This window comes from Achromobacter sp. D7-1 (assembly GCF_059760445.1).
Genome location: NZ_JCBAMT010000070.1, coordinates 1 through 25468, shown reverse-complemented (window position 1 = coordinate 25468; position 25468 = coordinate 1). Strand labels below are relative to the sequence as shown.

21 protein-coding genes are annotated in these 25468 nt (G+C 60.7%); 13 read left to right on the top strand and 8 right to left on the bottom strand.

The annotated features are described in order from the left end of the window. Nucleotides 1-4 precede the first annotated feature (4 nt). Entirely contained in the window at nucleotides 5-2860 is a 2856-nt protein-coding gene (uvrA, locus tag AC6LKD_RS24580) for an excinuclease ABC subunit UvrA (RefSeq protein ID WP_498117730.1), read from the bottom strand. A 186-nt stretch (nucleotides 2861-3046) separates the two neighbouring features. Here uvrA and AC6LKD_RS24575 point away from each other — a divergent pair, with 186 nt between their 5' ends. The 12 genes from AC6LKD_RS24575 (at nucleotide 3047) to AC6LKD_RS24520 (ending at nucleotide 16768) form a co-directional block, all read left to right on the top strand. Next, entirely contained in the window at nucleotides 3047-4243 is a 1197-nt protein-coding gene (locus AC6LKD_RS24575; protein ID WP_013396948.1) for an MFS transporter, read from the top strand. 293 nt (nucleotides 4244-4536) lie between these two features. Next, nucleotides 4537-5058 (top strand): single-stranded DNA-binding protein, encoded by a 522-nt coding sequence (ssb, locus tag AC6LKD_RS24570; RefSeq protein ID WP_013396947.1) that lies wholly within the window; start codon nucleotides 4537-4539, stop codon nucleotides 5056-5058. A 442-nt stretch (nucleotides 5059-5500) separates the two neighbouring features. Beyond that, nucleotides 5501-6415 carry a hypothetical protein gene (locus AC6LKD_RS24565; protein ID WP_498117729.1) on the top strand — a complete coding sequence of 305 codons (915 nt, stop codon included), beginning with the start codon at nucleotides 5501-5503 and terminating at the stop codon, nucleotides 6413-6415. A 173-nt stretch (nucleotides 6416-6588) separates the two neighbouring features. Next, the gene (locus tag AC6LKD_RS24560) at nucleotides 6589-8034 is read left to right on the top strand and encodes a flippase (RefSeq protein WP_498117728.1); all 1446 of its coding nucleotides are present in this window, start codon (nucleotides 6589-6591) and stop codon (nucleotides 8032-8034) included. An 11-nt stretch (nucleotides 8035-8045) separates the two neighbouring features. Continuing rightward, a complete protein-coding gene (locus AC6LKD_RS24555; RefSeq protein ID WP_498117727.1) occupies nucleotides 8046-9209 on the top strand; it encodes an O-antigen ligase family protein in 1164 nt (387 codons plus the stop codon). 26 nt (nucleotides 9210-9235) lie between these two features. Next, the gene (locus tag AC6LKD_RS24550; protein ID WP_498117726.1) at nucleotides 9236-10447 is read left to right on the top strand and encodes a glycosyltransferase family 2 protein; all 1212 of its coding nucleotides are present in this window, start codon (nucleotides 9236-9238) and stop codon (nucleotides 10445-10447) included. A gap of 355 nt (nucleotides 10448-10802) precedes the next feature. Then, a complete protein-coding gene (locus tag AC6LKD_RS24545; RefSeq protein ID WP_498117725.1) occupies nucleotides 10803-11555 on the top strand; it encodes a glycosyltransferase family 2 protein in 753 nt (250 codons plus the stop codon). A gap of 22 nt (nucleotides 11556-11577) precedes the next feature. Further along, nucleotides 11578-14025 carry a hypothetical protein gene (locus AC6LKD_RS24540; protein WP_498117724.1) on the top strand — a complete coding sequence of 816 codons (2448 nt, stop codon included), beginning with the start codon at nucleotides 11578-11580 and terminating at the stop codon, nucleotides 14023-14025. Continuing rightward, nucleotides 14022-15005 carry a lysylphosphatidylglycerol synthase transmembrane domain-containing protein gene (locus AC6LKD_RS24535; protein ID WP_498117723.1) on the top strand — a complete coding sequence of 328 codons (984 nt, stop codon included), beginning with the start codon at nucleotides 14022-14024 and terminating at the stop codon, nucleotides 15003-15005. The genes AC6LKD_RS24540 and AC6LKD_RS24535 overlap by 4 nt, the downstream gene beginning before the upstream one ends. 344 nt (nucleotides 15006-15349) lie before the next feature. Next, nucleotides 15350-15655, top strand: a complete 306-nt coding sequence (locus AC6LKD_RS24530; RefSeq protein WP_301879071.1) for a DUF4148 domain-containing protein — start codon at nucleotides 15350-15352, stop codon at nucleotides 15653-15655. Between the two features lie 83 nt (nucleotides 15656-15738). Next, on the top strand, nucleotides 15739-16044 hold the full coding sequence (locus AC6LKD_RS24525) for a DUF4148 domain-containing protein (protein WP_492273861.1): 306 nt from the start codon (nucleotides 15739-15741) through the stop codon (nucleotides 16042-16044). 130 nt (nucleotides 16045-16174) lie between these two features. Continuing rightward, nucleotides 16175-16768, top strand: a complete 594-nt coding sequence (locus AC6LKD_RS24520; RefSeq protein ID WP_207467393.1) for a TetR/AcrR family transcriptional regulator — start codon at nucleotides 16175-16177, stop codon at nucleotides 16766-16768. A gap of 72 nt (nucleotides 16769-16840) precedes the next feature. On the opposite strand, the gene AC6LKD_RS24515 is transcribed toward AC6LKD_RS24520, so the two are convergent. The 3 genes from AC6LKD_RS24515 to AC6LKD_RS24505 all read right to left on the bottom strand — a co-directional run bounded on the left by AC6LKD_RS24515 (nucleotide 16841) and on the right by AC6LKD_RS24505 (nucleotide 20862). Continuing rightward, a complete protein-coding gene (locus AC6LKD_RS24515; RefSeq protein ID WP_041656881.1) occupies nucleotides 16841-17701 on the bottom strand; it encodes a cysteine hydrolase family protein in 861 nt (286 codons plus the stop codon). Nucleotides 17702-17950: 249 nt separating this feature from the next. Further along, nucleotides 17951-18568: a TetR/AcrR family transcriptional regulator gene (locus tag AC6LKD_RS24510; RefSeq protein WP_013396919.1), complete on the bottom strand. Its 618-nt coding sequence runs from the start codon at nucleotides 18566-18568 to the stop codon at nucleotides 17951-17953. 119 nt (nucleotides 18569-18687) lie between these two features. Beyond that, the gene (locus AC6LKD_RS24505; protein ID WP_498117722.1) at nucleotides 18688-20862 is read right to left on the bottom strand and encodes a malate synthase G; all 2175 of its coding nucleotides are present in this window, start codon (nucleotides 20860-20862) and stop codon (nucleotides 18688-18690) included. Nucleotides 20863-21100: 238 nt separating this feature from the next. Between AC6LKD_RS24505 and glcC the strand changes: the two genes are divergently transcribed. Beyond that, a complete protein-coding gene (gene glcC / locus AC6LKD_RS24500) occupies nucleotides 21101-21865 on the top strand; it encodes a transcriptional regulator GlcC (protein WP_013396917.1) in 765 nt (254 codons plus the stop codon). Between the two features lie 60 nt (nucleotides 21866-21925). Here the strand turns inward: glcC and AC6LKD_RS24495 are convergent, their stop codons facing one another. The 4 genes from AC6LKD_RS24495 to ubiA all read right to left on the bottom strand — a co-directional run bounded on the left by AC6LKD_RS24495 (nucleotide 21926) and on the right by ubiA (nucleotide 25405). Then, nucleotides 21926-23050 carry a saccharopine dehydrogenase family protein gene (locus tag AC6LKD_RS24495; RefSeq protein WP_498117721.1) on the bottom strand — a complete coding sequence of 375 codons (1125 nt, stop codon included), beginning with the start codon at nucleotides 23048-23050 and terminating at the stop codon, nucleotides 21926-21928. A gap of 201 nt (nucleotides 23051-23251) precedes the next feature. Next, nucleotides 23252-23644, bottom strand: a complete 393-nt coding sequence (locus AC6LKD_RS24490) for a DUF4148 domain-containing protein (RefSeq protein WP_013396915.1) — start codon at nucleotides 23642-23644, stop codon at nucleotides 23252-23254. 313 nt (nucleotides 23645-23957) lie between these two features. Then, nucleotides 23958-24362 (bottom strand): DUF1090 domain-containing protein, encoded by a 405-nt coding sequence (locus AC6LKD_RS24485; RefSeq protein ID WP_013396914.1) that lies wholly within the window; start codon nucleotides 24360-24362, stop codon nucleotides 23958-23960. Between the two features lie 116 nt (nucleotides 24363-24478). Continuing rightward, nucleotides 24479-25405 carry a 4-hydroxybenzoate octaprenyltransferase gene (ubiA, locus tag AC6LKD_RS24480; RefSeq protein WP_041656878.1) on the bottom strand — a complete coding sequence of 309 codons (927 nt, stop codon included), beginning with the start codon at nucleotides 25403-25405 and terminating at the stop codon, nucleotides 24479-24481. Nucleotides 25406-25468: the final 63 nt, after the last annotated feature.

The window sequence follows — 25468 nt, the reverse complement described above, 5'->3', positions numbered from 1 at the left end:
GGGTTCATGCGCCCGGGCTGCGGCGCAGCAGCTTGCCCAGGTATTGTCCGGTGTGGCTGGCGGGCGTGTCGGCCACGTCTTCCGGCGTGCCCTGCGCGACCACGCGGCCGCCGCCATCGCCGCCTTCGGGGCCCATGTCGATCACCCAGTCCGCAGTCTTGATGACGTCCAGGTTGTGCTCGATGATCAGCACGGTATTGCCGCTGTCGACCAGTTGGTTCAGCACCTGCAGCAGCAGTTCGATGTCGCGGAAATGCAAGCCCGTGGTGGGCTCGTCCAGGATATAGAGCGTGCGGCCGGTGCTGCGCCGCGACAGCTCCTGCGACAGCTTCACGCGTTGCGCTTCGCCGCCCGACAGGGTGGTCGCGCTCTGGCCCAGCCGAATATAGGACAGGCCCACGTCGATCAGCGTGTGCAGCTTGCGGGCGATGGCCGGCACGGACTCGAAGTACTCCAGCGCCTGCTCCACGGTCAGGTCCAGCACTTCGCTGATGTTGCGGCCGCGGTAGCGGATTTCCAGCGTTTCGCGGTTGTAGCGTTTGCCGTGGCAGACGTCGCAGGGCACGTACATGTCGGGCAGGAAGTGCATTTCCACCTTGACCACGCCATCGCCCTGGCAGGCCTCGCAGCGTCCGCCCTTGACGTTGAAGCTGAAGCGCCCAGGGTCGTAGCCGCGGGTGCGCGCCTCCGGCACGCCCGCGAAGAGTTCGCGGATCGGCGTGAACAGGCCCGTGTAGGTCGCCGGGTTGCTGCGCGGCGTGCGGCCGATGGGGCTCTGGTCCACGCTGATGATCTTGTCGAAGTTCTCCAGACCCTGCATCGACACGTAGGGCGCGGGTTCGCTCTGCGCGTGGTGCAACTGGCGCGAGACGGCGACCGCCAGGGTGTCGTTGACCAGCGTGGATTTGCCCGAACCGGACACGCCGGTCACGCACACCAGGCGGCCCGCCGGGATACGCAGGTCCACGGTCTTGAGGTTATTGCCGCTGGCGCCCGACAGGGTCAGCCAGGACAATTCTTCATTGACGGGCCGTCGCTGCGGGATGGCGATGGCGCGCGCGCCGCTGAGGTACTGGCCGGTCAGGGAATTCGGGTCGCGCTGCACGGTTTCCGGGTCTCCCTGGGCCACCACCTGGCCGCCGTGCTCGCCCGCGCCTGGCCCCATGTCCACCACCCAGTCGGCCATGCGGATCATGTCTTCATCGTGCTCGACGACGATCACGCTGTTGCCCAGGTCGCGCAGGTGCTGCAGGGTGCCGATCAGCCGGTCGTTGTCGCGCTGGTGCAGGCCGATGGAGGGCTCGTCCAGCACGTACATCACGCCGGTCAGGCCGGACCCGATCTGGCTGGCCAGGCGGATGCGCTGCGCCTCGCCGCCCGAGATGGTGTCGGCGCTGCGGTCCAGCGACAGATAGTTCAGGCCCACGTTGTTCAGGAAGCTCAGGCGCGCCTCGATCTCGCGCACGATGCGTTGCGCGATCTCTTGCTTGGCGCCCGTCAGGCTCAGGTCGCGGAACCAGGCGAGGCACGTCGACAGCGGCATGGCCTCGACTTCATAGATGGCCTGGCCATGGCGTTCGCCGCCGCGCGGATCCTGGCCGATCAGCACGTTGCGGGCCTCGGGCCGCAACCGCGAGCCGCCGCAGTCCGGGCAGGTCTTGATGTTGCGGTACTTGCCGAGTTCTTCGCGCACGGTGGCCGAATCGGTCTCGCGCCAGCGACGCTCAAGGTTCGGGATCACGCCTTCGAAGGTATGCCGCTTGACCGTGCTACGACCCTTTTCATTCAGGTAGAGGAACGAGATCTCTTCCTCGCCGGAACCGTACAGCACCTTGTCGCGCAGCGCTTCGGGCAGTTCCTCGAAGGGCGCCTCGATGTCGAATTCATAGTGCGCCGCCAGGCTGGTCAGCAGCGAATGGGTGAAGGCGTTGCGGCGGTCCCAGCCGCGGATGGCGCCGGCTGCCAGGCTCAGCTCGGGGAAGGCGACCACGCGCTTGGGGTCGAAGAAGCCGACCTGGCCGATGCCGTCGCAACTGGGGCAGGCGCCCATGGGGTTGTTGAAGCTGAACAGGCGCGGCTCCAGCTCGGGCAGGCTGTGGCTGCACACCGGGCAGGCGTAGCGACTGGAGAAGACCTGTTCGCGCTCGCTGTCCATGTCCAGCGCCAGGGCGCGGCCTTCGGCCAGCTGCAAGGCGGTTTCGAAGCTTTCCGCCAGGCGCTGCTTGCTCTCGGGCTTGATGCGCAGCCGGTCGATGACGACGTCGATGTCGTGCTTCTCGGTCTTCTTCAGCGGCGCCATGCCGTCGATTTCGGTCATCTGGCCGTCCACGCGCAGGCGCACGTAGCCCTGCGCCTGCAGGCTGGCGCACTCGTCCTCGAAGCTGCCTTTCTTGCCGCGGGCGATCGGGGCCAGCACGGCCAGGCGGGTCTCGGGCGTCCAGGACAGCACCGCGTCCACCATCTGGCTGACGCTCTGCGCTTGTAGCGGCAGGCCGTGGTCCGGGCAGTAGGGCGTGCCGACCCGCGCGTACAGAAGGCGCAGGTAGTCGTGGATCTCGGTGATGGTGCCGACGGTGGAGCGGGGGTTGTGTCCCGCCGCCTTCTGTTCGATGGAAATGGCCGGCGACAGGCCCTCGATCAGGTCCACGTCCGGCTTGTCCATCAGTTGCAGGAACTGCCGGGCGTAGGCGGACAGGCTTTCCACGTAGCGGCGTTGGCCCTCCGCGTACAGCGTGTCGAATGCCAGCGAGGATTTGCCCGAACCGGACAAGCCGGTGACGACCACCAGCTTGTGGCGTGGCAGGTCGAGCGAGACGTTCTTGAGATTGTGGGTGCGCGCACCCCGAATGCGTATTGTCACGTCGATCGGGCTCTTTTAAGCGGTTTCAAAGGCCAACTTGGTACTATAGCGCGCCGAATCCCCCTGCGTTCGGGGCAGTTCTTCAGCCTGGATAGTCCCGGGGGCGGCATTGCACCGCCAGATCAGACCGTGAGCGTGTGACATGCACGCGCGCGGGCGAGCCCTAGTCATCGTTGAATTTTTCGCATGCAGGCAGATAAAAAACTGAAATTGACCCCGTCCGAGCGCCGCGCCAGCGTGGCGCTGGCCGGCCTGTTCGCCGCGCGGATGCTGGGGCTGTTCCTGTTGCTGCCCGTCTTCGCCGTGGCCGCCGCCGGCATGCCGGGCGGCGACGATCCCGCCCGCGTCGGCCTGGCGCTGGGCATGTACGGCCTGACCCAGGCCTTCATGCAGATTCCTTTCGGCCTGGCGTCCGACCGCTGGGGCCGCCGCCCGGTGGTGTTGTTCGGCCTGCTGCTGTTCGTGGCGGGCAGCATTGTCTGTGCCCAGGCGTCCGACGTGTACTGGATCACCATCGGCCGCGCCATCCAGGGCGCGGGCGCCATTTCGGCAGCCGTGACCGCCTGGCTGGCGGATTCCACTCGCGACGAGGTCCGCACTCGCGCCATGGCCATGGTGGGCGGCTCGATCGGCCTGTCCTTCGCCGTGTCGCTGGTGCTGTCGCCGGTGCTGGTGGGCTGGTGGGGCCTGTCCGGCCTGTTCTGGACCATCGCCTGCCTGGGAGTGATCTGCCTTGCCGTGGCGGGTTGGGTGGTGCCCGTGGTGCCGTTGACCCAGGCCCGCACCATGCAGGCGGCCAGGCCGCGCGAAGTCCTGACCCACAGCGACCTGCTGCGGCTGAATTTTGGCGTGTTCGTGCTGCACCTGATCCAGGTGGCGCTGTTCGTGGTGGTGCCGGCCCTGTTGGCCAAGGTAGGCGGCCTGGACGCGCGCGAGCTTTGGAAGGTCTATCTGCCGGTCATCCTGGTTTCCTTCGTGCTGATGGTGCCGGTGGTGTTCATCGCGGAAAAACGCCGCGCCCATCGCGGCGCCCTGCGCGCCGCCGTTGCAGGACTGGCGTTGGTGTGCGCCTTGCTGCCCGCGGCCAGCCATGGCTTCTACACCCTGGCCGCCGCCCTGACGGGCTTCTTCGTGGCGTTCAACGTGCTGGAAGCCTTGCAGCCGTCGCTGGTGTCGCGGGTGGCGCCGCAGGCCTACAAGGGCCTGGCGCTGGGCTTCTACAACACCGCCCAGGCCGCCGGCCTGTTCGCGGGCGGCGCGCTGGGCGGCTGGCTGGCCTCGCATTCGGGGTCCAGCGCCGTTTTCATCGCTGCCGCCATCCTGTCGGCGATCTGGCTGGCCGTGACCTGGGCGTTGCGGCCGCTGCCCCAGCCGGCCTGCTAGCGAATTCCCCTCGGGAAAGTCGGGGATCGTTCCCCGAAAAGCGCCCAACAGCCGCGAAAACCGGCTAGCCGGGGTGGACGGCTTTGTCACATCCTGGTTTGGCGCGGCGGGCTCTTTTCGTCGATAATACGCATCAAATCAGGGCTTCACTCAGGGTTCAACCCGGCGTCGCCGGTCATCGTTGCGGTGACCGGCGTGTTTCATGAAGCCGGTCTTCAACATCGCTTTTATGTTGTTGCCGGCGCGTCCGCGGCAACGCACACGCAGGCTGTCAACAACAGAGGGACAACGGCATGGCATCGGTTAACAAAGTCATACTCGTGGGCAATCTGGGACGCGACCCGGAAGTCCGCTACAGCCCCGAAGGGGCGGCAATCTGCAATATGTCCATTGCCACCACCTCCACCTGGAAAGACAAGGCTTCGGGCGAACGCCGCGAAGAAACGGAATGGCACCGCGTCGTCATGTACAACCGCCTGGCTGAAATCGCCGGCGAATACCTGAAGAAGGGCCGTTCGGTCTACATCGAAGGCCGCCTGAAGACGCGCAAGTGGCAAGACAAGGACACCGGCGCTGACCGCTACAGCACCGAAGTCGTTGCCGACCAGATGCAGATGCTGGGCGGCCGCGAAGACGGCGGCGGTGGTGGCGCAAGCTTTGGCGGCGGTGGCGGCTACGACGACGCGCCTTCGCGCCCGGCACAGCAGCGCGCCCCGGCCCAACGCCCGGCCCCGCAGCAGCGTCCGGCACCCGCAGCGGCTCCGGCCAGCAGCGGCGCTAATTTGGCGGATATGGACGACGATATTCCGTTTTGATGCATTATTTTTGGTGACTCGAACGGATAGCAAACGAAAAAGCCTTGCCGCGGCAAGGCTTTTTTCATTTTTTCTGATTGAACCAAAGATAACAGGCCAAGAGATCAGCCGATCTGCGCGTGGCGCTTGCAATAATTGAAATAATTAAACTTGGCGCCCGCCGCGTGATTCGTTTGTGCGAATCTCTTCAACGCGAGCACGCAGGGCTTTTGTACTCATAGCGCCAATCCTGTGAACCGACCTCACCAATTTGACGGTTGTAGTGATTTTTAAACGCTGCGAACATACAATAAGCGGTTGTGCGCTTTGCGCGCTGGCAAATTAGGGCTTCGTCTGCTCGGTCTATGATTCTTTGATGACCATCCGAACATGATGAAAGAAGGCCAGGGTGATTTGGGGGGGTACTGCAGGACGCGGCAGTGTTCCCGAGCAAAGGATATCTATGCAAGATGAGAATTGTGCCCGGGACACCGTAGCAAACGATGGCGCCCAAGGCTTGAGAGCCAAGACTCACGGAGATTCTTCAGCAAAGAAATCTCTGGGGAATTTGTTCCGCAATTGGAAAACCTTGTTTGTAGCGGCGTTGTTGGGTGTGACCAGTGGCGTTGCAGCCTATTTTTATGCACCTTCAAAATGGCAGGCGACGCTGATCGTCCGCGTTGGCAAGGCAATGACCGTCGTGGTACCAGACCGGACGCTGTCGGATCAAATGGCGTACACAGCCCACTGGCTACGCAGCAAGGAATTTGTAAATGGGCTGATAGCGTCGATGGGTTACCCTACGGTACCCGCAGACGAAGATGAACCTGCAGAAGTCAAGCTGTTCCGCGAGTCTCTGACCTCCAAAGCGATTCCCGGCACTCAATTGGTGAGGGTCGATTACCTTGGATACTCCCTCGACGACTTACACAAGTTCGTTGGCGCGATTACAAAAGAAGTGCTTATTTCGCACGATAACGTTTTGAAGGGGCAACGAAAAGAACTAAAGGCCGCGCGAGAAGCGAACGAAAGCGAGCTTGCTGCAGCGGAATCCGAATATCGACGTCTGCGGATGGAGTACGGCAGGGTTCAGCAGCAAGCTCAAGAATCGCAATTGCGATTTGCGTCCGATCTGACAGCGAAGATTGAGAATTCCTGGAGTTCGATTGAAAAGTTGCGGCAGGCTCAGCGCGATCTGGATCGCCAGTTTTTTTCGGCTCATTTGTATCCAGCAGTTGTTACTCAATCAGAGCTTTATGAGAAGCCCGTTCTTCCGAAAGTTGACGGCTTCTTGCTTTGGGGGCTCGTCGGAGGAATTGGGTGTGGATTTTTCTATCTAGTTATTCGTGGAAAAACTCGTTTTTCCAGAATCCCGTGATTTTTTCGGAAAATCTGCTCGGTTTCCGGTTTCCGAGAAATCAAGGTGGGCAGGTGAGGGACACTGAGTCGCAGTCGAATTTTTCCACATGTCGATATCGGCTGCGTGGCAGGCGACGGTAGTACACGCCAATTCGGAGTATTGAGCATTACGGAAATCTTCTTGGCCGCCCTGTGAAATTAATCAGACATTCTTTTTATAATTTGGTCGGCTTGGGGCTTCCGCTACTAGTCGCGGTATTCAGCATCCCTGTGCTCATCAAGGAACTGGGTGACGCTCGTTTCGGGCTTCTCACATTGATTTGGGCGGTGGTCAGCTACCTGAGCTTGTTCGATCTGGGACTCGGACGGGCCTTGACGCAGCAGTTGGCGGTCATGCTTACGGGCAAGGAGCGGGGCCGTGTGGGGGCGCTTGTCGTGACTGCCATGGTTGTGATCATGATTTTCGGCGTCGTGGCCGGCGTGCTCATGGCGGCGCTGGGACCATGGGGCTTGGACTTCATCCAATCCATACCTGACAAGCAAGAGGCGACCAATGCGATATGGATCATGGCTGTCGCCATGCCAGCAGTCGTCTTGACCTCTGGTTTTCGCGGAATATTGGAAGCACGTCACGCCTTTGCGATCGTGAACATCATCCGCTTGCCAATGGGGTTGCTGACCTTTCTTGGACCCGTGGCGGTGATCATGTATGGTACATCCCGCTTGGATGTGATCACTCTGGTGCTCGCCGGCGGTCGTATTGTGGCATGTGCTCTGCATGCATGGTACGCCAAGCGCGTGCTGCCCGATGACGTGGGCCGGTTTCACTTCGACAAGACGCTAATTCGGCCGCTTTGCAGCTCTGGTGGCTGGATGACGGTCAGCAATGTTGTCAGTCCGTTGATGAGCTACGCAGACCGCTTTATCGTGGGGGCTGTTCTCTCGTCGGCAGCGGTTGCTTACTACGTGACGCCGCAGGAGCTGATTACCAAGTTGTCAATATTGCCGAATGCATTGACAGCTGTCTTGTTCCCAGCGCTCGCGGAGCAGATCATGCGTCGGGATGGGGCGGCAATGTCGCTGATAAGAAAAGCGGTGGTCTGGATCTTCTTGGCGATGCTGCCCATCACCGCGGCCATTGCATTGTTTTCAAAAGAACTACTGTCGCTTTGGATCGGAGAATCATTCGCATCGCAATGCTATGTACTGCTGCAGATATTCTCGGCAGGCATGTTCATCACATGCCTGGCCCAAATACCTTTCACCGTAATTCAGGGTGCAGGACGATCGCATTTGACGGCAATCATCCACCTCCTTGAGGCGCCCCTCTTTTTGATTGCTCTTCTGTTCCTGTCTCGTCATTATGGCTTGACTGGAGCCGCTACTGCCTGGTTTCTACGCGTGGCCATTGATGCAATCCTCATGTTCTGGGGAGCGAAGGTCGTCATGAGCAAGTCGCTGTTCGCTGGAGCGAGCAGGAATTTGCTCTTGGTTGTGGTGCTTGTGTTATTGAGCTTTGCTGGCACACTGATCCCGAGTACGGCAGTCCGAGTAATGTGGCTGATAGCTGTTGTTGCATCGACGCTCTTGATTGGGCATGTCGCGGGCGTGCGTTATAGACCATGGGTGCGACCGTGAGGCGAGAGAGCGTGGCATCTTCTCATTACGATGTGAGGCTAGGGGTGATCCTGCTTCTCCTGCCGTTCTTCTTAGTGTTCATAGGGGATGTTCAAATACCCGTTGGGCTGAGCACGGCGACCGTTCCGATGGGAATGTTCATCGTTTTGCCTCTCTTGCTCACATGCCTGGCTCTACCACGCATCGTAGTGCCGACAGCGGCGCTGCTATTGTTCGGCACGGTGATTTTTGGCGCAATCGGAGTGTTGCTAACGCCGGAAAGTGCATATCTGCGGGCAGTGGCTGGTGTTCTGCCTCTTATGTACGCCATAGGCACACTGTTGCTGTACGCCCAGTTCCAGCGATTCATTACAGTGGAAGGCGCTGTGCGTATGATGCTAGCGGGTGGCGTAGTGCTGGCTGTTATGGTCATTGCACTGTTCTTTGTCGCTATTTTGACTCCAGGAAATTACTACGCGCAAAAGCTGCTTATAGAAACGCCGTTGGGACGATCCAATTATCTGGCGGCATTTCTGATATTCCTTTTTGCACTCGCGCTAACAAGAAATCGAGTGCTGCTATGGCTATTCGCGGTGGCGATATTCTGCACGATGTCACGCGGCGGAATCCTGATCTTCATGCTTTTTCTGGTGGCGCTTCGTTTGGAAAAGCGGCAACTGCTTTGGTTGGTGTGGCTGGGACCGTTGTTGGGTTTCCTATTGGCGACTCTGCTCGTATCTGCGGGCTTCCATAGCTATATCCTGGATTATGAGGGAGCATATGCAGGCGAAGTGCTGTCGGTGACAAATCGTCTCTTGCTGTGGTCATTTGGCTTCGATATCTGGATTCATAATCCTTGGTTTGGCATCGGGCCAAATACGCTCAGGACCTTCATAGAACTTAGTCCTGGGATTGAGGATGTTTGGGGGACGCACAATTCAGTGATTCAAATGTTATTGAATTATGGATTGGTTGGCACCTTTTTGTACTGTTTATATATCAGAGAAATATACGCGCACCTGCGTCGCGCGGAGTTGGCGGCTCCCTGGTTCCGATATTTGCGCGTAGTGTTTGTGGTGTTGCAAGTATTTGGCCTTTTCGAGCCGCTGGTTGGCTCGGCGGCTTTCGAAGTCTTGCTTGCATTAATGCTGATTTTGGCCTCAAGGCAGGCATTGCCGCCGGCTAAGGCTGACTGATTAATAATCGCGATAAATCTTAAAAAATGGATATTTTGCTTTCAGTTGCAATTCCAACGCACAATCGTGCCAAATATGCGATCTACGCAATTCGATCTATTTTGGCCATAGAAAATCCCAACATGGAGCTGGTAGTTAGTGATACCAGCACGGATGGGGTGTTGGAGAAACTAGTAAGTGAAGGCCAAGATGCGCCGATCACAGACGCACGCTTCAAATATTTACGGCCCGTGGAACGCCTCGATATGACGGGGAATCATAATTTCGCCATTGGAGCGGCGAAAGGCGAATTCGTCTGTCTTATCGGTGATGACGACACGATTACCGAAGACTTGATTCTCGCGGCCGAATGGGCCAGAGAAAAGGGAGTCGACGTGATCGCGCCGAAGGTCATGTCTAACTATGTATGGCCAGACTTCCGATCCAGATTTTTCGGAGCTGGGCATGCTGGCAGGCTGTATTTACCGAGCCGAATTGGATCGGTGAATTTGCGTCGGTCGTCTGACAGTGTGACCGAGGCATTGTTGAATGCTGCGCAGGGAACCGAAGGATTGCCGAAGATTTACCACGGCGTAGTGCGCCGCAGTATTTTGGAAAAGGCAAAACAAATCTCTGGCGCTTATTTCCATGGGTCGAGTCCAGATGTCTCTGGCGCCATCGCGCTTGCCCTATGTGCGGAGCAGTTCGTTGAAATTGACTATCCGCTGACGATTCCCGGGGCATCTGGGGGTAGTAACACGGGTCGAAGCGCAATGAATCAGCATAAGGGGAAGCTGGGTCATGAGGGGCAAACCAAGGCCTTCGAGACTACGGGTTGGACAGAAGGAGTGCCTCGTTTCTTCTCCGTTGAAACGGTGTGGGCGCATGCTGCTCTGGAAACTATAGCGAAAATCTCACCCGCCGATGTGTCGAGATTTAATTTCGCCAGATTGATTGCAGTGTGCGAGACGCTGCATAAGGAATATGCCGGTGAGATTTTGCAGGCAGTACCTGGTGCAGCGAAGATGGTCGGACTGGCGGAAAGGAATTTTCTCAAGCGTGTCTCGGCGGAGAAGCGGCGCTACCGCAGAGAGCGATTCGTCAAGTTGTTGCGCCGCGCGATGAAACCGACTGTGGCAGGTGGCCGAGAGTACATGGGTGAAATCGATACCGTTGAGCAGACCCCCGCGGTTTTGAAAGCGCACATGACAAACCGGCAGTGGAGCTGGGATAAAGCCGTCAGTGGCCCGCTGGGCTGAAGCATCGATCCGCGTTGCTGGCAAGGTTTCTGCAATGTGCCAGTCGAAGTGCGGAATTTTCAGACTAACGCACGCTTGGCGCCCTGCGTCGATGGCAGTCAAAGTGGAAATTCACCTTCCGCGGTGATTCCTGTTCTTGAGGGGGCAGGTTATAGACAGAGTTCGCTGGCGAGCCCTCTCACGCGTGCGCGTTGATACGTCGACCCGGCCATTGTGGGGTCGGCGCAACAATTGAAAATAAAATCAACAAATTGACTCAATTGGGTACAATGGCGCCCGGCGTTTTGCCGTTTTTTTCGTCCGCAATTTGATAAGCGAGGCGAAGGCGAGCCGATAATCCGCTGAGAGAAAAATCTTGATTCCCAATACCGACACGCTAGATCTGACGATAGTTATTCCTTGTCTTAATGAGGAGGAGAACATCGTAGACATTCTGGACAACGTGAAGGAGGCGGTATCGGGACAGAATTTCAAAAGTGAAATCATCGTGGTTGACGATCAGAGCGATGACAGCACGTTGGAGCGTGCGCATAGGTGGGCCGAGAAAAATAAAGACGCTATCCCCGTTCGGGTGGTTAGCCGTGAATTGCATCGGCGAGGCTACGGCGCTGTGGTTCGCTACGGTGCAGCCCACGGTATGGGGCGCTATGGGATCTTTGTTTCGGCCGACGCTGTTGATCCGATCAATCTGATCCCGCAGCTGTACGCCGAAATGGAGAAGGGAGCCGTGCTGGCCCAATGTTCCCGTTACCTGGCAAAGGGGGATGATTCCACCATTCCCTTCAAGTACAAGTTTTTCCAATTCTTTTTCCGGATTGGAGTACGTGTCGCGCTTGGTCAGTACATTCCTGATTCCACGTATGCCTTCAAGATGTTCCGACGTCGCGAGATGTTGGGCATGGGCCTGAGTCAGAATCGATTCAGTATCAGCCCGGAAATTACCTTCAAGGCGATCTTGACCGGTGGTGAAATCAAGTACATTCCGGGCGCGCAGGGTGTCCGCGCTCGGGGCGTTTCCAAATTCATCTTCCGCAAGGAAGGTATTGGGTTCTCGTATTGCCTGCTGCGTTCCTTTCTGCATCGATACAAAATAGCATATTGGTACTAAGCCGGATTTAATATAATAATATTTGGCTGAAGTGTCGATGCTAAAAAATAACCGCGTGATACGGGAGCTGTTCGTATGCATCTTGCTTGCGTCCGCTCTCGTGGTCGCCATTTTTCCGGACGTTATTTTCAAAGGCGCCAGCCTCCGCATGACGGATCAACTGGTGGCTGCCTATTACGGAGGCAAGGAATTGCGTCCGTTTTACCCAATTCCGGGGCATTCGGAGTGGTGGGGGGCTTATAACGATACGGGGGGAGCCATCTTCCAGTCGGAGCCAATGGTAGAGTTCATGCGCCGCACGATTGCGTCGAATGATTCGCCCTATTGGAATCCGTACGCGGCGGGCGGCGCCATGGGACCCGAGAGTCTTGTGGACTTGAAGTTTTCGGTGCCTACTATTGTGTCGGCTCTGGCTGGAGGGAGCAGTCTTAGTTACAACATCAGCGTCCTGATATTCTTTACCTTGGGTAGTTGCTTTCTGCTGCTGACGATGCTCAGGGTATTCGAGGTGTCCCGCGTCAGCGCGGTCGGAGCAACTGTCTTTTTCCTGCTGAATGGTTATATCGTTGCGAATTCGGGCTCGAATATTGCGCAAAGCTATCCATTCGTCCCCATCTGCCTTTACACGGTCTTGATGCACGCCAAGGCGCCGTCGACGCTCAGATTCATAGCGGTTTGTTTGAGCTTTGCGCTCGTGCTGACCTGCACCTTCATGCCCACGACAATCGTGAGCATAATCGGCATATACGTCGTCGTGATCGCGTACCTGTCCAATCTGGTTTCGGGCCGCGAGATCTCGTACAAGGCTGCGCTGTCGATCGTGGCCGTCCAGGCATTTGCCGGGATCATAGCGTTTGCGCTGTTGGCGTTTATTTATTTTCCTGTGCTTGAAAATATCGAAAGTACGGGATTGCTGAAAAACTATGTGGCGCGGGTATATTTTCCGCCGGCCTTTCCCGCTGGCGTGCTGGCTCTGTTCTCCCCTTCACTGTTCTTTGAGTCGTACAACGCGCGCGAGACACAGACCAGCCTGCAGGGCGTCTACGTGAACACGGTGTATCACTTGGGCTTGATGGCCTTTGCCATGGCGGGCTGTGCGCTATCGCGCCACAAGACGCGATTCCGGATCGCGGCTGCAGTTTGTGGCCTGAGCATACTGTTTTTCTTGGGCAATATATACGGAATTCCCGTTCTGCGGTCGATGGTGGCGTCTTTGCCAATAATTGGCAGCATAGGCAATCAGTATTGGTGGATGTCTGTTGTCGTTCCATTGACCATCTTGATAGGGTTGGGGCTGGACAATGTGCGTTTTGGGCGCGCGAGGGTCATGCCCGCGCTGCTGCTGTTGGGGGTGGCAATCGCCGCCGCAATTTATCTGAATGATGTCTACGGCTTGCAGGAGCCGCGAGAGGAATTCAAGAAAAGCGCGTTGTTGTGGACCGGGGGATTACTGATTGCGATCGCGGTCGGCCTGGCCTGCGCGAGATTCATGAAGAACAGGCTGCTGCTGGGGGGCTTGGCCGTGATCTTTGTGGCCACCATGTTCGGAGAGCTTGTTGCCTCCGCAAAAATGGTGCGTTATGAGCGGAGTGACTACTTCGAACAGCCAGGAGAGATCATTGACATCCTTCGAAAAAATGCCGGGCTGTACCGGACCGCGAATTTCAGTACGACCGGCTTGTATCCGGACCTCGGCTCTGCTTTCGGCGTTCAGGAGATCAGTTCGACGAATGAAGGGAATCTGCCCTATTTCCGCGATTACTTCTATGCCACGTTCGACATGGATCCGTCCCAGCAGTTCGGGTATAACGGAAACGTGGGGCGCGGACCGTTTCCCAGCTTGTTCAGCGTGCAGGACCTCCCGGAAAAGACCAAGATCGACTGGCAGCATGTCGATCTGCTCGGCATAAAGTACATCATCACTCCGACGGCGTATGTCAATTATCGCCGTGTATTCACCGAACATGGTTTGACGGTCTTGCACGCGGGGCCGGTCTCCACGATCTACGAGAATCCGTTTGTCATGCCCAGGGCGTTTGTTGTGCCTGCGGATAGTGTGGGCCAACTGGCGGAGCCGCAATTGCTCAAGGACTTCCGAGCGGCTGCCGTGGCGGTCGACATCGCCGAATATCGGAATGCTCAGGTCGTGCTCGAGGGGAACTCGACGGGAAGCGGTATCGCTGTGCTGACCGACAATTGGCATGGAAATTGGCGGGCGACCGTCAATGGAGTCGAGACGCCAGTACTGCGCGTGGGTGGTATTTTTCGCGGCGTGAAGGTGCCAAACGGAGACTTTCGTATTGAAATGACGTATCGGCCCAAGACTTTGTCGATCGCGCTGTTCTCTACGGCGGCAGGTGTTGTCTTGTTGTTCCTGCTGTTTATCTTCCGCAGAAGCGTCGACCGGTATTTTTCAGCACGTAAGGCGTCCGCCGCCGGCAATGGCGGGATGCGCAGAGCGCCTGTATGACTAGCATGAAGCGTCGGATATTCAACCTGCTGAAGATTGCATTCGGCGCGTTGCTGGTCTGCGTTTTGTTCGCCGGTGATTATATCGACGGCGCATCGTTGATGATGGCGTTCACCCGGCCCGCGTTTTTCGGGCCAGCATTGGCACTCATGTTCATAGGATTGTTGGCCGGTGGACTGCGCTGGTGGCTGCTTTTGCGTATTGCTGGCTTCCCGGTATTGCTGTCCGCCGTCATGCGTATTCAGTTGATGAGCGGCTTCTTTTCGCTGTATATGCCAGGCGCCGCGGGTGGCGATGTAGTCAGGGCCGTGTATGTTTTCAAGGAAATGAGAAAGGGGCAAGGGCGTGGCGCGGCAACGCTTTCCATCATTGCCGATCGCGTTTTCTCCCTGATAGGTTTGTTGGGTGCGGCGGCGATCCTGAGCGCGTACCTTTTGCTCTCGCCTGAGCAGGGCGCCAAAGCAGCTTCGTACATCGAGGGCATAGAGCTGATTTTCATCTGGGGTTGCGCGCTGGGTGTCGCGGTATGCGCGGGCCTGGCGATGGTTCGGCTGTTGAACTTGGGCAGGTTCTTTCCGGCGAGGCTGGCCGAGTATGCGGGCATCGTGCAACGTAGCGCCATGATGTACCGGGAAAAATGGTCGGAGCTGGTCTTGTGCGGTGTCATCTCAGTCGCTGCCAGTGCGCTGGTGGCATTGGGCATTGTTCTTATTGCCCAGATTTTTCCCTATGGACCAGATCCCCTGATCGCTGCGGTGGCGGGGATTTTTGGAAATCTGTTTTCGGCCATTCCGATTTCCCCGGGAGGGCTGGGAGTTGGTGAGGCGGTATTCGGCAAGGTTGCGGCGGAGCTTTCAGGGAATGTCGCGCCTTACGCGACGATCTATCTGACCTTCAGGCTGGGTATGCTGCTAGTGAATCTGCCGGGTGGGTTGCTCGTGTTGCTTTCGTCTGGTCGGAGTCTGCTTCCAGCAGAATGAAGCAACATGGCGCGCCGGGAAGATCTGGCTGCGCATGTCGCGAGGCTGCCGCGCTTTTCCAGACTACGGTCGCTCCAGGCGTGCTGCTGCGGGGCGCCAGCCCGCGTGATGAATTTGCCTGCGCAGCGCTGGCTAGTGCGCAGCTATGAAATTTTTTGTTTCAAAAATGATCTTGTGAAGTCTACCTAGTAGTAGATAAGATTCATCCATCGACGCAGCAAACCAAACACACGCCGCAGTCGAAACCAGAAATACAGTAGGACCGTTTTTTTATTTCCCTCTTCATCTACCTATAAGTAGATAGTTTTTTGAACCGCTACGTAATCGTTATCTGGAGATCAACCATGAAGACCCTCGTATCCGCCCTGATCCTGTCCGCTTCCTTCATCGGCGCCGCCCAAGCCGGCGAACTGGACTATCCGCCCGCCCTGAACACCGAAAGCACGGTGACCCGCGCCCAGGTGCAACAAGAGCTGGCCCAGGCCCGCGCCAATGGCGAACTGGTGTCCGGCGAAGAAGGCTACGCCGCCACGATTTTTGCTGCCTCCGGCGACAAGAGCCGCGCCCAAGTCCAGAAAGAACTGGCCGCCGCGCGCGCTCAAGGCCTGACTGACAGCAGCGAACTGGCTTATCCGCCCGTGCAAGGCTGAGTATTTTTCACATCAAATCTATCTATAAGTAGATAGCTTTTCGAATCCCGAATGCAGCACCCGATCCTTACTGGAGATCAACCATGAAGACCCTCGTATCCGCCCTGATCCTGTCCGCCTCCTTCATCGGCGCCGCCCAAGCCGGCGAGCTGGACTACCCGCCTCCCCTGAACACCGAAAGCACGGTGACCCGCGCTCAGGTGCAAGAAGAGTTGGCCCAGGCCCGCGCCAATGGCGAACTGGTGTCTGGCGAAGAAGGCTACCCGACGACCCTGTTTGCCGCCACCGGCGACAAGACCCGCGCGCAAGTGCAGCAAGAGCTGGCCGCCGCCCGCGCGCATGGCCTGACCGACAGCGGCGAACTGGCCTACCCGCCCGTGCAAGGCTGAATCTGATGCCGGCACATGCGGATCCCGGGGGGCGGGATGTTTCCCGGCCGGGATCCGCAAGGGTTTTGGAGCAGTGGCAACGCTGCCGGAACCGATGACGAATCAACCTATTAGTAGGTAATATTCAGCCATGGACACTCCTACTTCCAACACCACTCGCGAACAGCTTCTGGCCCATGCCGAGAAGCTGATCCGCACGCGCGGATGCAACGGCTTCAGCTACCGCGACCTGGCTGAGCACGTGGGCGTGAAGACGTCCAGCATCCACTATTACTTTCCGGGCAAGGACGACTTGCTCTACGAAGCTGTCGACGCCTACAGCACGCGTGCGCTGGCTGCCATACGCGCCATCGATACTTCGCTGCCGGCGCAGGAGCAGCTGGATCAATATCTGTCGATGATGGAGTCGCGCGCCTGCGGGTCCGGCGAACTCTGTCTGGCCGGCATGCTCGCGGCAGAGGTGAACTCGCTGCCCGAACGTGTGCGCGGCGCATTGCAGGGATTCTTCCGCGCGCACGAAGCCTGGCTGGCCCGGGTGCTGGCCGAAGGCGCGGCGCAGGGCACGATGAAGTTCTCCGGCACGCCCGAGGCGGCAGGCCGCGCGGTGTTCGCTACGGTGCAGGGCTGCATACTGATTGCGCGCCTGTTCCAGCAACCCGCCGCCCTGTGCGAAGCGATCGGCGCCTTGTACGTGCAGTGCGAAGGCCACGAAGGCGGCGCCTGAGCGCTCTCCTTTCAGCCTGTCAGCCACGGCCGCCATGCGCAAGCAGGCGGCCGTTGTCTTTGCGCGGCGGGATCAGGCCGCGAGCAGCGCCCGCGCCATGTCGACGCTGGTGCGCGCCTGTATGCCCAGGTCGCGCATGCGCTGCTGGAATGTCGCCTGTGCGTCTTCGAAGCCCGCGACCGGGCTCATGCAGTCGGTCAGCAGGACCAGGCGCGACAGATCGCGGCCTGGCAGATGCTCGGCCAGGTGTTCGACGGTGGCCTTGACACAATGGCTGCCGGCCTGGCCGGCGATGAGGATGGTTTCGGCGCGGTCCAGCGAATCCAGCAGGCTGTGGTTGAGTTGGCTGCGCGGATCGTCGGCGTCGGGGACTTCGGCCATCAGCGCGCTGTAGTGCTCGGTCCAGGGGTTCATGCCTTTGGGCACCTTGCGCACGATGAACTGGCGCTCGTCTTCCCACCGACTGTAGGCCGCGCGCACGTCGGCATGCACGTTGTGGCCCCAGGTGCCGATCTCGCAATGCAGCGGCCACACCATCAGGGTGTAGCGGCCGCGCGCTTCCAGTTCGTCCAGATAGGACAAGGTGCGCGGCAGGTCGTCGGCGTGGCGCGGCCGGAATTCGCCGGCGCGCAGCTGCGCCGCCGTGATCGGCGTGTACGGAGCCACGGCTTGGCCATCGCCGGTGGACCAGAAGGTCGGATGGGCGATGTCCAGGCGGTGGTGCGAATCCAGCGTCACCGTGATCGACGTGAGCGCGGGCGCGGCCGTGTCGATGAAGCGCGCCAGCCGCTGCATGTCGGCGTGCGCGCCAGCCACCGGCAGGGCGGGCGCATGCGCAGCGCCTGTCACGGGATCCCTGGGCAGGTAGGACTCAGGCAGGTCGCAGAAGTCATTCTGCGGATCGATGATCAGTAGATGATTGGAGCGCGGCATGACGACGTTCGGGGGAGGCGAACTCGAAATATAGAACGGGATGGCCATGTCTTTCTAGAAAAGTACCAGATGCTCGGCGCAGTCCGGCAACTGTTTCAGCAGGGCACGCCACTGCAGCCAGACTCTGGCTCCTGCTGAAACGGCGATCACTGCGATAAGGATCCACATGTCAGACTCCTGTCAAATTTCGCACGATCGTGCGAAATTAAAGTGAAGAATTGCCGGCACAGGCCGGCGCAAGAAAGACGACTACTCGAGGTATTTGAAACTGCGGTAGGTGGAAATCAATCGTTCATAAGCGGCCCGCACCCGGTCGGGAGCCTTGGGGTCGCGCAGGAAGCGGGCATCGTGCATCAGCCCGATCATCAGGCTGTAGACCTCGAACACGAGTTGTTCGGGATCCGTGTCCGGCCTGACGTGGCCGGCTTCCAGCGCCTGGTTGACCGTGCGCAGCATGGCGTCGCGCCAGCGCCGCAGATTGCCTTCCAGCACCGCGCGCAGGGGCGATTCCACATCGTCATACTCGAAGGCGCCAGCCACATAGATGCAGCCGGTGAGCGTTTCGACGTTGCTGGCGCGTTCGATCCAGAGCGAGACCAGGGCGTTCAGGCGCGGCAGGCCGCGGGGATAGGCCATGGCTGGCGCGAACACGGCTCCGACGAAACGCCGGTCGTATTCGTCCAGCACCGCCTGTTGCAAGGCTTCCAGCGACCCCACGCGCGAGAACACGCCGCTCTTGCTGATGCCCAGGCGCTTGGCCACCTGGCCGAGCGACAGGCTTTCCATGCCCTGTGCCGCGGCCATGTCCAGGGCCGCGTCCACAATGGCCGCGAAGGTCAGCTCGCTTTTCTCGGTTTTAGCAGTCATGCGGCAAATTTAGCACGATCGTGCGAAATGCCGTGCATTATTTTTCAAGGGCACGACCCCAAAAAAAACCGGACAGCCTTTGCTGTCCGGTTTTCGTGCCGCGGCCTGGCGCGTCGGGCTCAGGCCTGGGCGGCCTTGAACTCCAGGCGGTACTTGTGCAGCAGCGGCTCGGTGTAGCCGTTGGGCTGGGTCAGGCCTTCGAATACCAGTGCGCAGGCGGCCTTGAACGCCAGCGACGTGTCGAAGTTGCCGGCCATCGGACGATAGAGCGCATCGCCCGCGTTCTGGCCGTCGACCACCTTGGCCATGCGCTTGAAGGTTTCCATGACTTGGTCGCGGTTGGTCACGCCGTGGCGCAGCCAGTTGGCGATGTGCTGGCTGGAGATGCGCAGGGTGGCGCGGTCTTCCATCAGGCCGACGTTGTGGATGTCCGGCACCTTGGAGCAGCCCACGCCCTGGTCGATCCAGCGCACCACGTAACCCAGGATGCCCTGGACGTTGTTGTCCAGTTCCTGCTGGATGTCCTGCGCGGACCACTTGGACGGATCGCCGACCGGCACGGTCAGCAGGCCGCCCAGCAGGTCATCGCGCACGCTGTCGAGCTTGGTGCGCTCCAGTTCTTGCTGCACGGTCTGCACGTCGACCTGGTGATAGTGCAGCGCATGCAGCGTGGCGGCGGTGGGCGAGGGCACCCAGGCGGTGTTGGCGCCCGCCTTGGGATGGGCGATCTTCTGTTCCAGCATCGCGGCCATCAGGTCCGGCATGGCCCACATGCCCTTGCCGATCTGGGCGCGGCCGCGCAAGCCCGCGTCCAGCCCGACCAGCACGTTGTTGCGCTCGTAGGCGGTGATCCAGGCGGTGGACTTCATGTCGCCCTTGCGCAGCATGGGGCCGGCTTCCATGCTGGAGTGCATTTCGTCGCCGGTGCGGTCCAGGAAGCCCGTGTTGATGAAGGCCACGCGCGCGGCGGCGGCCTCGATGCACGCCTTGAGGTTGATGCTGGTGCGGCGCTCTTCGTCCATGATGCCCATTTTCAGGGTGTTGCGCGGCAGCTTCAGCAGGTCTTCGACGCGGTCGAACAATTCGCTGGCGAAGGCGGCTTCGACCGGGCCGTGCATCTTGGGCTTCACGATGTAGACGGAGCCAGTGCGCGAATTCAGCTTGCGCTGGCGGTCTTGCAAGGCGGCCAGGCTGGTGACCACGGCGTCCAGGATGCCTTCGGGGATCTCGCGGCCTTCGCGGTCCAGGATGGCCGGGTTGGTCATCAGGTGGCCGACGTTGCGCACGAACATGAGCGAACGGCCGTGCAGGGTCAGCGGCGAACCGTCGGGGCGCGTGTAGTTGCGGTCGGCGTTGAGCTTGCGGGTGAAGGTCTTGCCGCCCTTGGCGACCTCCTCGGTCAGGTCGCCCTTCATCAGGCCGAGCCAGTTGCGATAGACGTGGACCTTGTCGTCGGCGTCCACGGCGGCGATGGAGTCCTCGCAGTCCATGATGGTGGTGAGCGCGGCTTCGACCAGCACGTCCTTGACGCCTGCGGCGTCGGTGGCGCCGATGCTGTGGCTGCGGTCGATCTGGATTTCGAAGTGCAGGCCGTTGTTCTGGAGCAGGATGGCCGAGGGGGCGGACGCCTCGCCCTGGTAGCCGGCGAACTGCGCGGCATTCTTCAGGCCGGTTGAGCCATTGGCCAACGCCACGCGCAATTGGCCGTTTTCAACGGTGTAGCCGCGGGCATCGGCATGCGAACCCTGGGCCAGCGGAGCGGCGGTGTCGAGGAAGGCGCGGGCGCGGGCGATGACGGCGGCGCCGCGTTCCGGGTTGTAGCCGTGCCCCGTGTCGCCGGGCGTGGCGGGAATGGCGTCGGTGCCGTAGAGCGCGTCGTACAGGCTGCCCCAGCGCGCGTTGGCGGCGTTCAGCGCGTAGCGCGAGTTGGACATGGGCACGACCAGTTGCGGGCCGGCCTGCTGCGAGATTTCGGTGTCGACGTTTTCGGTGGTGGCGCGCACGCTGGCGGGCTGCGGCAGCAGGTAGCCGATGCCTTCCAGGAACTTGCGGTAGGCGGCCGGATCGGCGATGGGGCCGGGATGGGCGCGGTGCCAGGCGTCGAGCTCGGCCTGCAGGCGGTCACGTTCGGCCAGCAGCGCGCGGTTCTTGGGCGCCAGGTCGTCCACCAGGGCCGCGAAGCCTTGCCAGAAGCCGTCGGCATCCAGGCCGGTGCCGGGCAGGGCTTCCTGTTCAATGAATTGATTGAGATTGGCCGCCACTTGCAGGCCGTGGTGCTGGATGCGTTGAGTCATGCGGTTCTCTAGCGGTAAGGGACTGGCCGACGCCGCGCGCCGGGCGTATCTGGTCTCGACATCATCGTTCGCGCCTGTCTCAATGTCCATATCAAAACCCACTGGTCATACCAGTTTGTGCACTGCCGTATGGGCAAGACGGTATTTTTTATGGTTTTATATCAGCTACTTACAGAGGTGTTTCTCAAGCGTCCCAGTTGCGGTGCGGCTTGGTCATACCACTGGTGACGGAGAGTGCATGTACGCGGAAACAGAAGAAAAGCCCCGTCAGGTGGCGGACGAGGTCGCCGAGCGGATCGAGCGCCTGATCCTGGACGGGGTGCTGAAAGCCGGCCAGGCGCTGCCTTCCGAACGGCGCCTGACCGAGAAGCTTGGCGTGTCGCGCACGGCGCTGCGCGAAGGGCTGAAGCTGTTGCGCGCGCGCGAGATCATCCACACCGCGCAGGGCAAGGGTTCCTACGTGGCGCATATCTCCAAGGTGGACGCCGGCCCCTTGATGCACTTGTTCAATTCGCAGCCGCGCACGCTCTATGATTTGCTGGAAGTGCGTTCGCTGCTGGAGGCCGAATCCGCCCGCTTGGCGGCCATACGCGGCACCGAAGCGGACTTCATCATGATCCGCCGCCGCTATGACGAAATGGTGGCGGCGCAGGGCACGGCCACCGACACGGCGACGCACGCGCATCTGGACCACGCCTTCCACCTGGCCATCTGCGAGGCTTCACACAATCCGGTGCTGGTGCATACGCTGCAATCCCTGACGGATCTGCTGCTGGGATCGGTCTTCGCTTGCGTCAACAACCTGTACCACCGTCAGCCCGAGAAGCGCCAGATCGACCGCCAGCACACGCGGCTGTTCAACGCCGTGACGGCGCGCCAGCCGGAGCAGGCGCGCAAGGCGGCCGCGGACCACGTGGACAGCGTGCGCCAGAGCCTGGCCGATATCGAGCAGGAAGAGCAGCGCCTGGTGCGCGCGACCTTGCGCCTGGAAGGCTGGAGCTAGCGTCCCATCCCGCCGTGAGTTTTTGCGGGATAGGACGCTGGGGGCGGCGCGCGCCCGGATTCAGCGGTCGGCCATGGCGCCGCTGCCCGCCAACGCCAGCGGTTTGCCCGCGTAGACCCGGCCGAAACGGTTGTTGATGAAAGTGTCCAGGTCTATCGCTTCCTGGCCCACGAACCCGCGTTGCGGCAAGGCGCCTTGCGCCACCAGATCCAGCGCGGCGCAGATTCCCGCAGCGGTGGAGAGCTGGATGGCGCTGAGGCGATGGCCGTCGACTTCCGCGCCGAAGATGCGGATGGGGTAGGACTCTTCCTCCAGGCGACCATGGCGGCGCCCGGACGCCGAGGCCTGGATCACGATCACGTCCTGCTCGGTGGTGGGAATTGCGGCTTCGAAGATTTCCTTGAGCAGGTCGCGGCGGTCGCGCAGGCGCAGATCGTTGAGCAGCAGTTTCATGATGCTGCAGTGGCCCGGGTAGCGCACCGATTTGTAGTCCACGTTGCGGGCGCGGCCGCGCAAGGTGGCGGGCAGGGTGCCCAATCCGCCCGAGGTGTTGAAGGCCTCGTACTCCACGCCGTCCAGCGCGAACGTTTCGTAGCCTTCCAGCGCGGGCACGCTGGTCAGCTGGCCGTCGACGATGGCCTCGCAAGGGTTGCAGTACTCGTTGATCAGCCCTTCGGTGCTCCAGGTCAGGTTGTAGCGCAGGCTGTTGGAGGGATAGCGCGGCAGGGCACCCACGCGCATGCGCAGGTCGAGCAGCGTGTCGAAGCGGCGCGCCAATGCGTTGCCGACTACGCCGATGAAGCCCGGGGCCAGGCCGCATTGCGGCATCAGCACGCTGCTTGCGGTTTCCGCCAGCGCCTGGATCGCGTGCGTGCTGGCCACGTCTTCGGTCAGGTCGAAATAGTGCACGCCAGCCTTGGCGCAGAGGCCGGCCACCGCGGCGGCGCGGTGAAAGGGCAGCGCGTTGATAACCGCGTAGCGTCCTTCGATGCATTGCGCCACGCTGTCGTCATCGGAAATCTGGCGGGTTCCGCAGCCCAGCTCGGCCACGATGCGCAGGCGCTCGGGATTTTGGTCGGCAACCAGCACCGAGTAGCCGCCGCTGCGTTCCAGCATCAGGGCAATGGCGAAACCGATTTTTCCGGCGCCCAGGAGTAGGACGGGCCGGGGAGAGGCGGTGGTCATGGTGCGGCTCCTGCATGGAAGGGGAGTGGGTGAGCTCATCCTATGCGGGGGCGCTGTCGATGTGTAGATGCTAAATAGTCGAATCGGCCGTAGGTAACGTTAATTCGACTTAATTTATTGTCGAAACGTCAAGAACGAAGCCCTCCGGTTTGGGGCCGGAGGGCTTCGGGGCGCTGCCTGGCCGGGGAGGCCAGGGGGGGATCAGCTGCCCAGGGGCGGGTAGTCCAGGTTGCCGAAGGTGACCAGGCCTTCCGACTTGGCCTCAGCCAGTTCGGTGCGGACCTGGGCGCGGGTCAACGAGGTGGCTTGTTCGGCGGCGGCGACGGGCGGGTAGTCCAGATTGCCGAAGGTCACTTCGCCGGCGTTCTTGGCTTGCTGCAATTCAGCCTGCACTTGCTGCGAGGTCAGGGTCGACTTCGGGGCGATGGCGGCGGGGTAGCCTTCTTCGCCGAAGGTGTATTGGCCCGAGGCCTTGGCTTGTTGTAGTTCGGCTTGGACTTGAGCGCGGGTGGGACCCTGATCAGCCTCGGCGGCTTGGGCGCCGGCAGCCAGAACGGACATCGACAGCATCAAAGCGGTAGCAAGGGTTTTCATGGCAGACCTCCAGTGTCTTGAGCTTGGGAGCCGAACCGCCGGCCTGATTGCCTGGGGGTTCGCTTGCTGTGTCCCGATGAGATGCATTCTGGCCTCAAAACACCCCCGGATAAACCCTGATTCCCTGAAAACATCTTTCCAAAAAAGAGACTAATAGGTTTCCATTTCGCCAAATGGCACCATGGATGGTGGAATTTCCGTTTGATGACACCATAGGAGGTAGTCCACCCGGAGGGGGCGGAGGTCAGGCGGCGGAGGGGGGGAAGTGATGGCGCGCAGCCCCGGACTGATCCGGGGCTGGCAGGAGGGGGGATCAGCGGTTCAGTTCAACCAGCGCGGCGTTGTATTCCGCCTGGGCTTCGTCCAGCTTGCGCTGGGCCTTGTCGATCTTGTCCTGCTTGCCCTTGGCGCGGGCCTGCTTGAGCTCGCTTTCGCGTTCGGCGACCTTGCTTTGCTTCTCGCGCACATCAGCTTCGCGCTGCGATTGCAGGCGGCTGTCGGTGCAGTTTGCTTTGGCTTCGGCCAGGGCTTTGCGCAGCCCGGCTTCGCGGCGGGTATTGTTCTGCGCCTTGGCAGCGGCGATGTCGTTTTCGATTGCGCAGAACTTGGCGGCGCAGCCGCGCTGGGCTGAGCAATCGCTGGCGGCCTGGGCCGGAATGGCCACGAACGCGGCGGCTGCGGCGGCCGTCAAGGCCAGGGATTTGAACAATGAGGGCATGCGTGGTCTCCGGAATGTGTTGCGGAGGCTACATCATGGTCCCAGTCGGCGCCGCGGGCAATGCGCAGCGTCAACGGGGCATCGGCGCGGCCGCTAGTGCGGCGCCGATGCGGCTTTTAGCGGATCAGCGTACCCGCCAGGGCGGCGGCGACCAGCAGGGCGCCCAGCCAGAGGTTGGCGCGGAACAGCATGAAGTTGCGGTCGGGCCGCTGGATGTCGAAGACCCACAACTGCCACGCCAAGTGCGCCGCCACGGCCACCATGCCGACCTGATAGGCCCACGACAGTCCGATGGCATAGCCGCCCCAGGCCCACAGCGCGATGGTGGCCAGGTAGAAGCCGCCGATCCAGAGCTTGCCCTGGTCGCCGAAGCGCATGGCGGTGGAATGCAGGCCCAGGCTGCGATCGTCGCGTACGTCCACGTAGGCGTAGATGCTGTCGTAGCCGACCTGCCACAGCACCGCGCCCGCCCACATGGCGATGGCGGCCAGCGGCACGTGATTCTGCGTGTCCGACCAGGCCATCAGCATGCCCCAATTGAAGCAGATGCCCAGCACCACTTGCGGCCAGTACGTGACGCGCTTGCACAGTGGGTAGATGAAGACGAACGGCAGCACGGCCACGGCCAGCCAGCGGCTCATTTCGTTCAGGAAGAACAGCAGCGAGCCGCAGACCAGCAATTGCCCGATCAGGAACCAGACCGCGTTCTTCATCGTGAGTTGGCCGCTGGTCAACGGACGGAAGCGGGTACGCTCGACGTGCTTGTCGAAGTTGCGGTCGCACATGTCGTTGACGGTGCAGCCGATGCCGCGCATCAACAGCGCGCCCAGCGAGAACACGATCAAACGCCGCAGGTCCGGCAGGCCGCCCGCGGCCTGTACCAGCGCGGCGATGGCCGGCAGCAGGGTCAGCCAGGTGCCGATGGGGCGGTCCAGGCGGCACAGACGGGCATAGGGCCGCCAGGACTTCGGCAGCCAGCGTTCGACCCAGTCGGTGAAGACGATGTCGCTGAGGTCAACGGGGGATGGTTGGGGGGCGCTCACTGTCACGGCGAAACGGAATGGGAAAACCAAGAGCATAAAACAACGGCGGCCGGGCATCGCGCC

Excerpts from the sequence above, each read along its gene's own strand:
- glcC (WP_013396917.1), top strand. The coding sequence starts at position 21,101 with ATGTACGCGGAAACAGAAGAAAAGCCCCGTCAGGTGGCGGACGAGGTC.
- AC6LKD_RS24535 (WP_498117723.1), top strand. The coding sequence starts at position 14,022 with ATGACTAGCATGAAGCGTCGGATATTCAACCTGCTGAAGATTGCATTC.
- AC6LKD_RS24520 (WP_207467393.1), top strand. The coding sequence starts at position 16,175 with ATGGACACTCCTACTTCCAACACCACTCGCGAACAGCTTCTGGCCCAT.
- AC6LKD_RS24505 (WP_498117722.1), bottom strand. The coding sequence starts at position 20,862 with ATGACTCAACGCATCCAGCACCACGGCCTGCAAGTGGCGGCCAATCTC.
- AC6LKD_RS24510 (WP_013396919.1), bottom strand. The coding sequence starts at position 18,568 with ATGACTGCTAAAACCGAGAAAAGCGAGCTGACCTTCGCGGCCATTGTG.
- AC6LKD_RS24575 (WP_013396948.1), top strand. The coding sequence starts at position 3,047 with ATGCAGGCAGATAAAAAACTGAAATTGACCCCGTCCGAGCGCCGCGCC.
- ssb (WP_013396947.1), top strand. The coding sequence starts at position 4,537 with ATGGCATCGGTTAACAAAGTCATACTCGTGGGCAATCTGGGACGCGAC.
- AC6LKD_RS24495 (WP_498117721.1), bottom strand. The coding sequence starts at position 23,050 with ATGACCACCGCCTCTCCCCGGCCCGTCCTACTCCTGGGCGCCGGAAAA.
- AC6LKD_RS24490 (WP_013396915.1), bottom strand. The coding sequence starts at position 23,644 with ATGAAAACCCTTGCTACCGCTTTGATGCTGTCGATGTCCGTTCTGGCT.
- AC6LKD_RS24525 (WP_492273861.1), top strand. The coding sequence starts at position 15,739 with ATGAAGACCCTCGTATCCGCCCTGATCCTGTCCGCCTCCTTCATCGGC.
- AC6LKD_RS24565 (WP_498117729.1), top strand. The coding sequence starts at position 5,501 with ATGCAAGATGAGAATTGTGCCCGGGACACCGTAGCAAACGATGGCGCC.
- AC6LKD_RS24515 (WP_041656881.1), bottom strand. The coding sequence starts at position 17,701 with ATGCCGCGCTCCAATCATCTACTGATCATCGATCCGCAGAATGACTTC.
- AC6LKD_RS24530 (WP_301879071.1), top strand. The coding sequence starts at position 15,350 with ATGAAGACCCTCGTATCCGCCCTGATCCTGTCCGCTTCCTTCATCGGC.
- AC6LKD_RS24550 (WP_498117726.1), top strand. The coding sequence starts at position 9,236 with ATGGATATTTTGCTTTCAGTTGCAATTCCAACGCACAATCGTGCCAAA.
- AC6LKD_RS24485 (WP_013396914.1), bottom strand. The coding sequence starts at position 24,362 with ATGCCCTCATTGTTCAAATCCCTGGCCTTGACGGCCGCCGCAGCCGCC.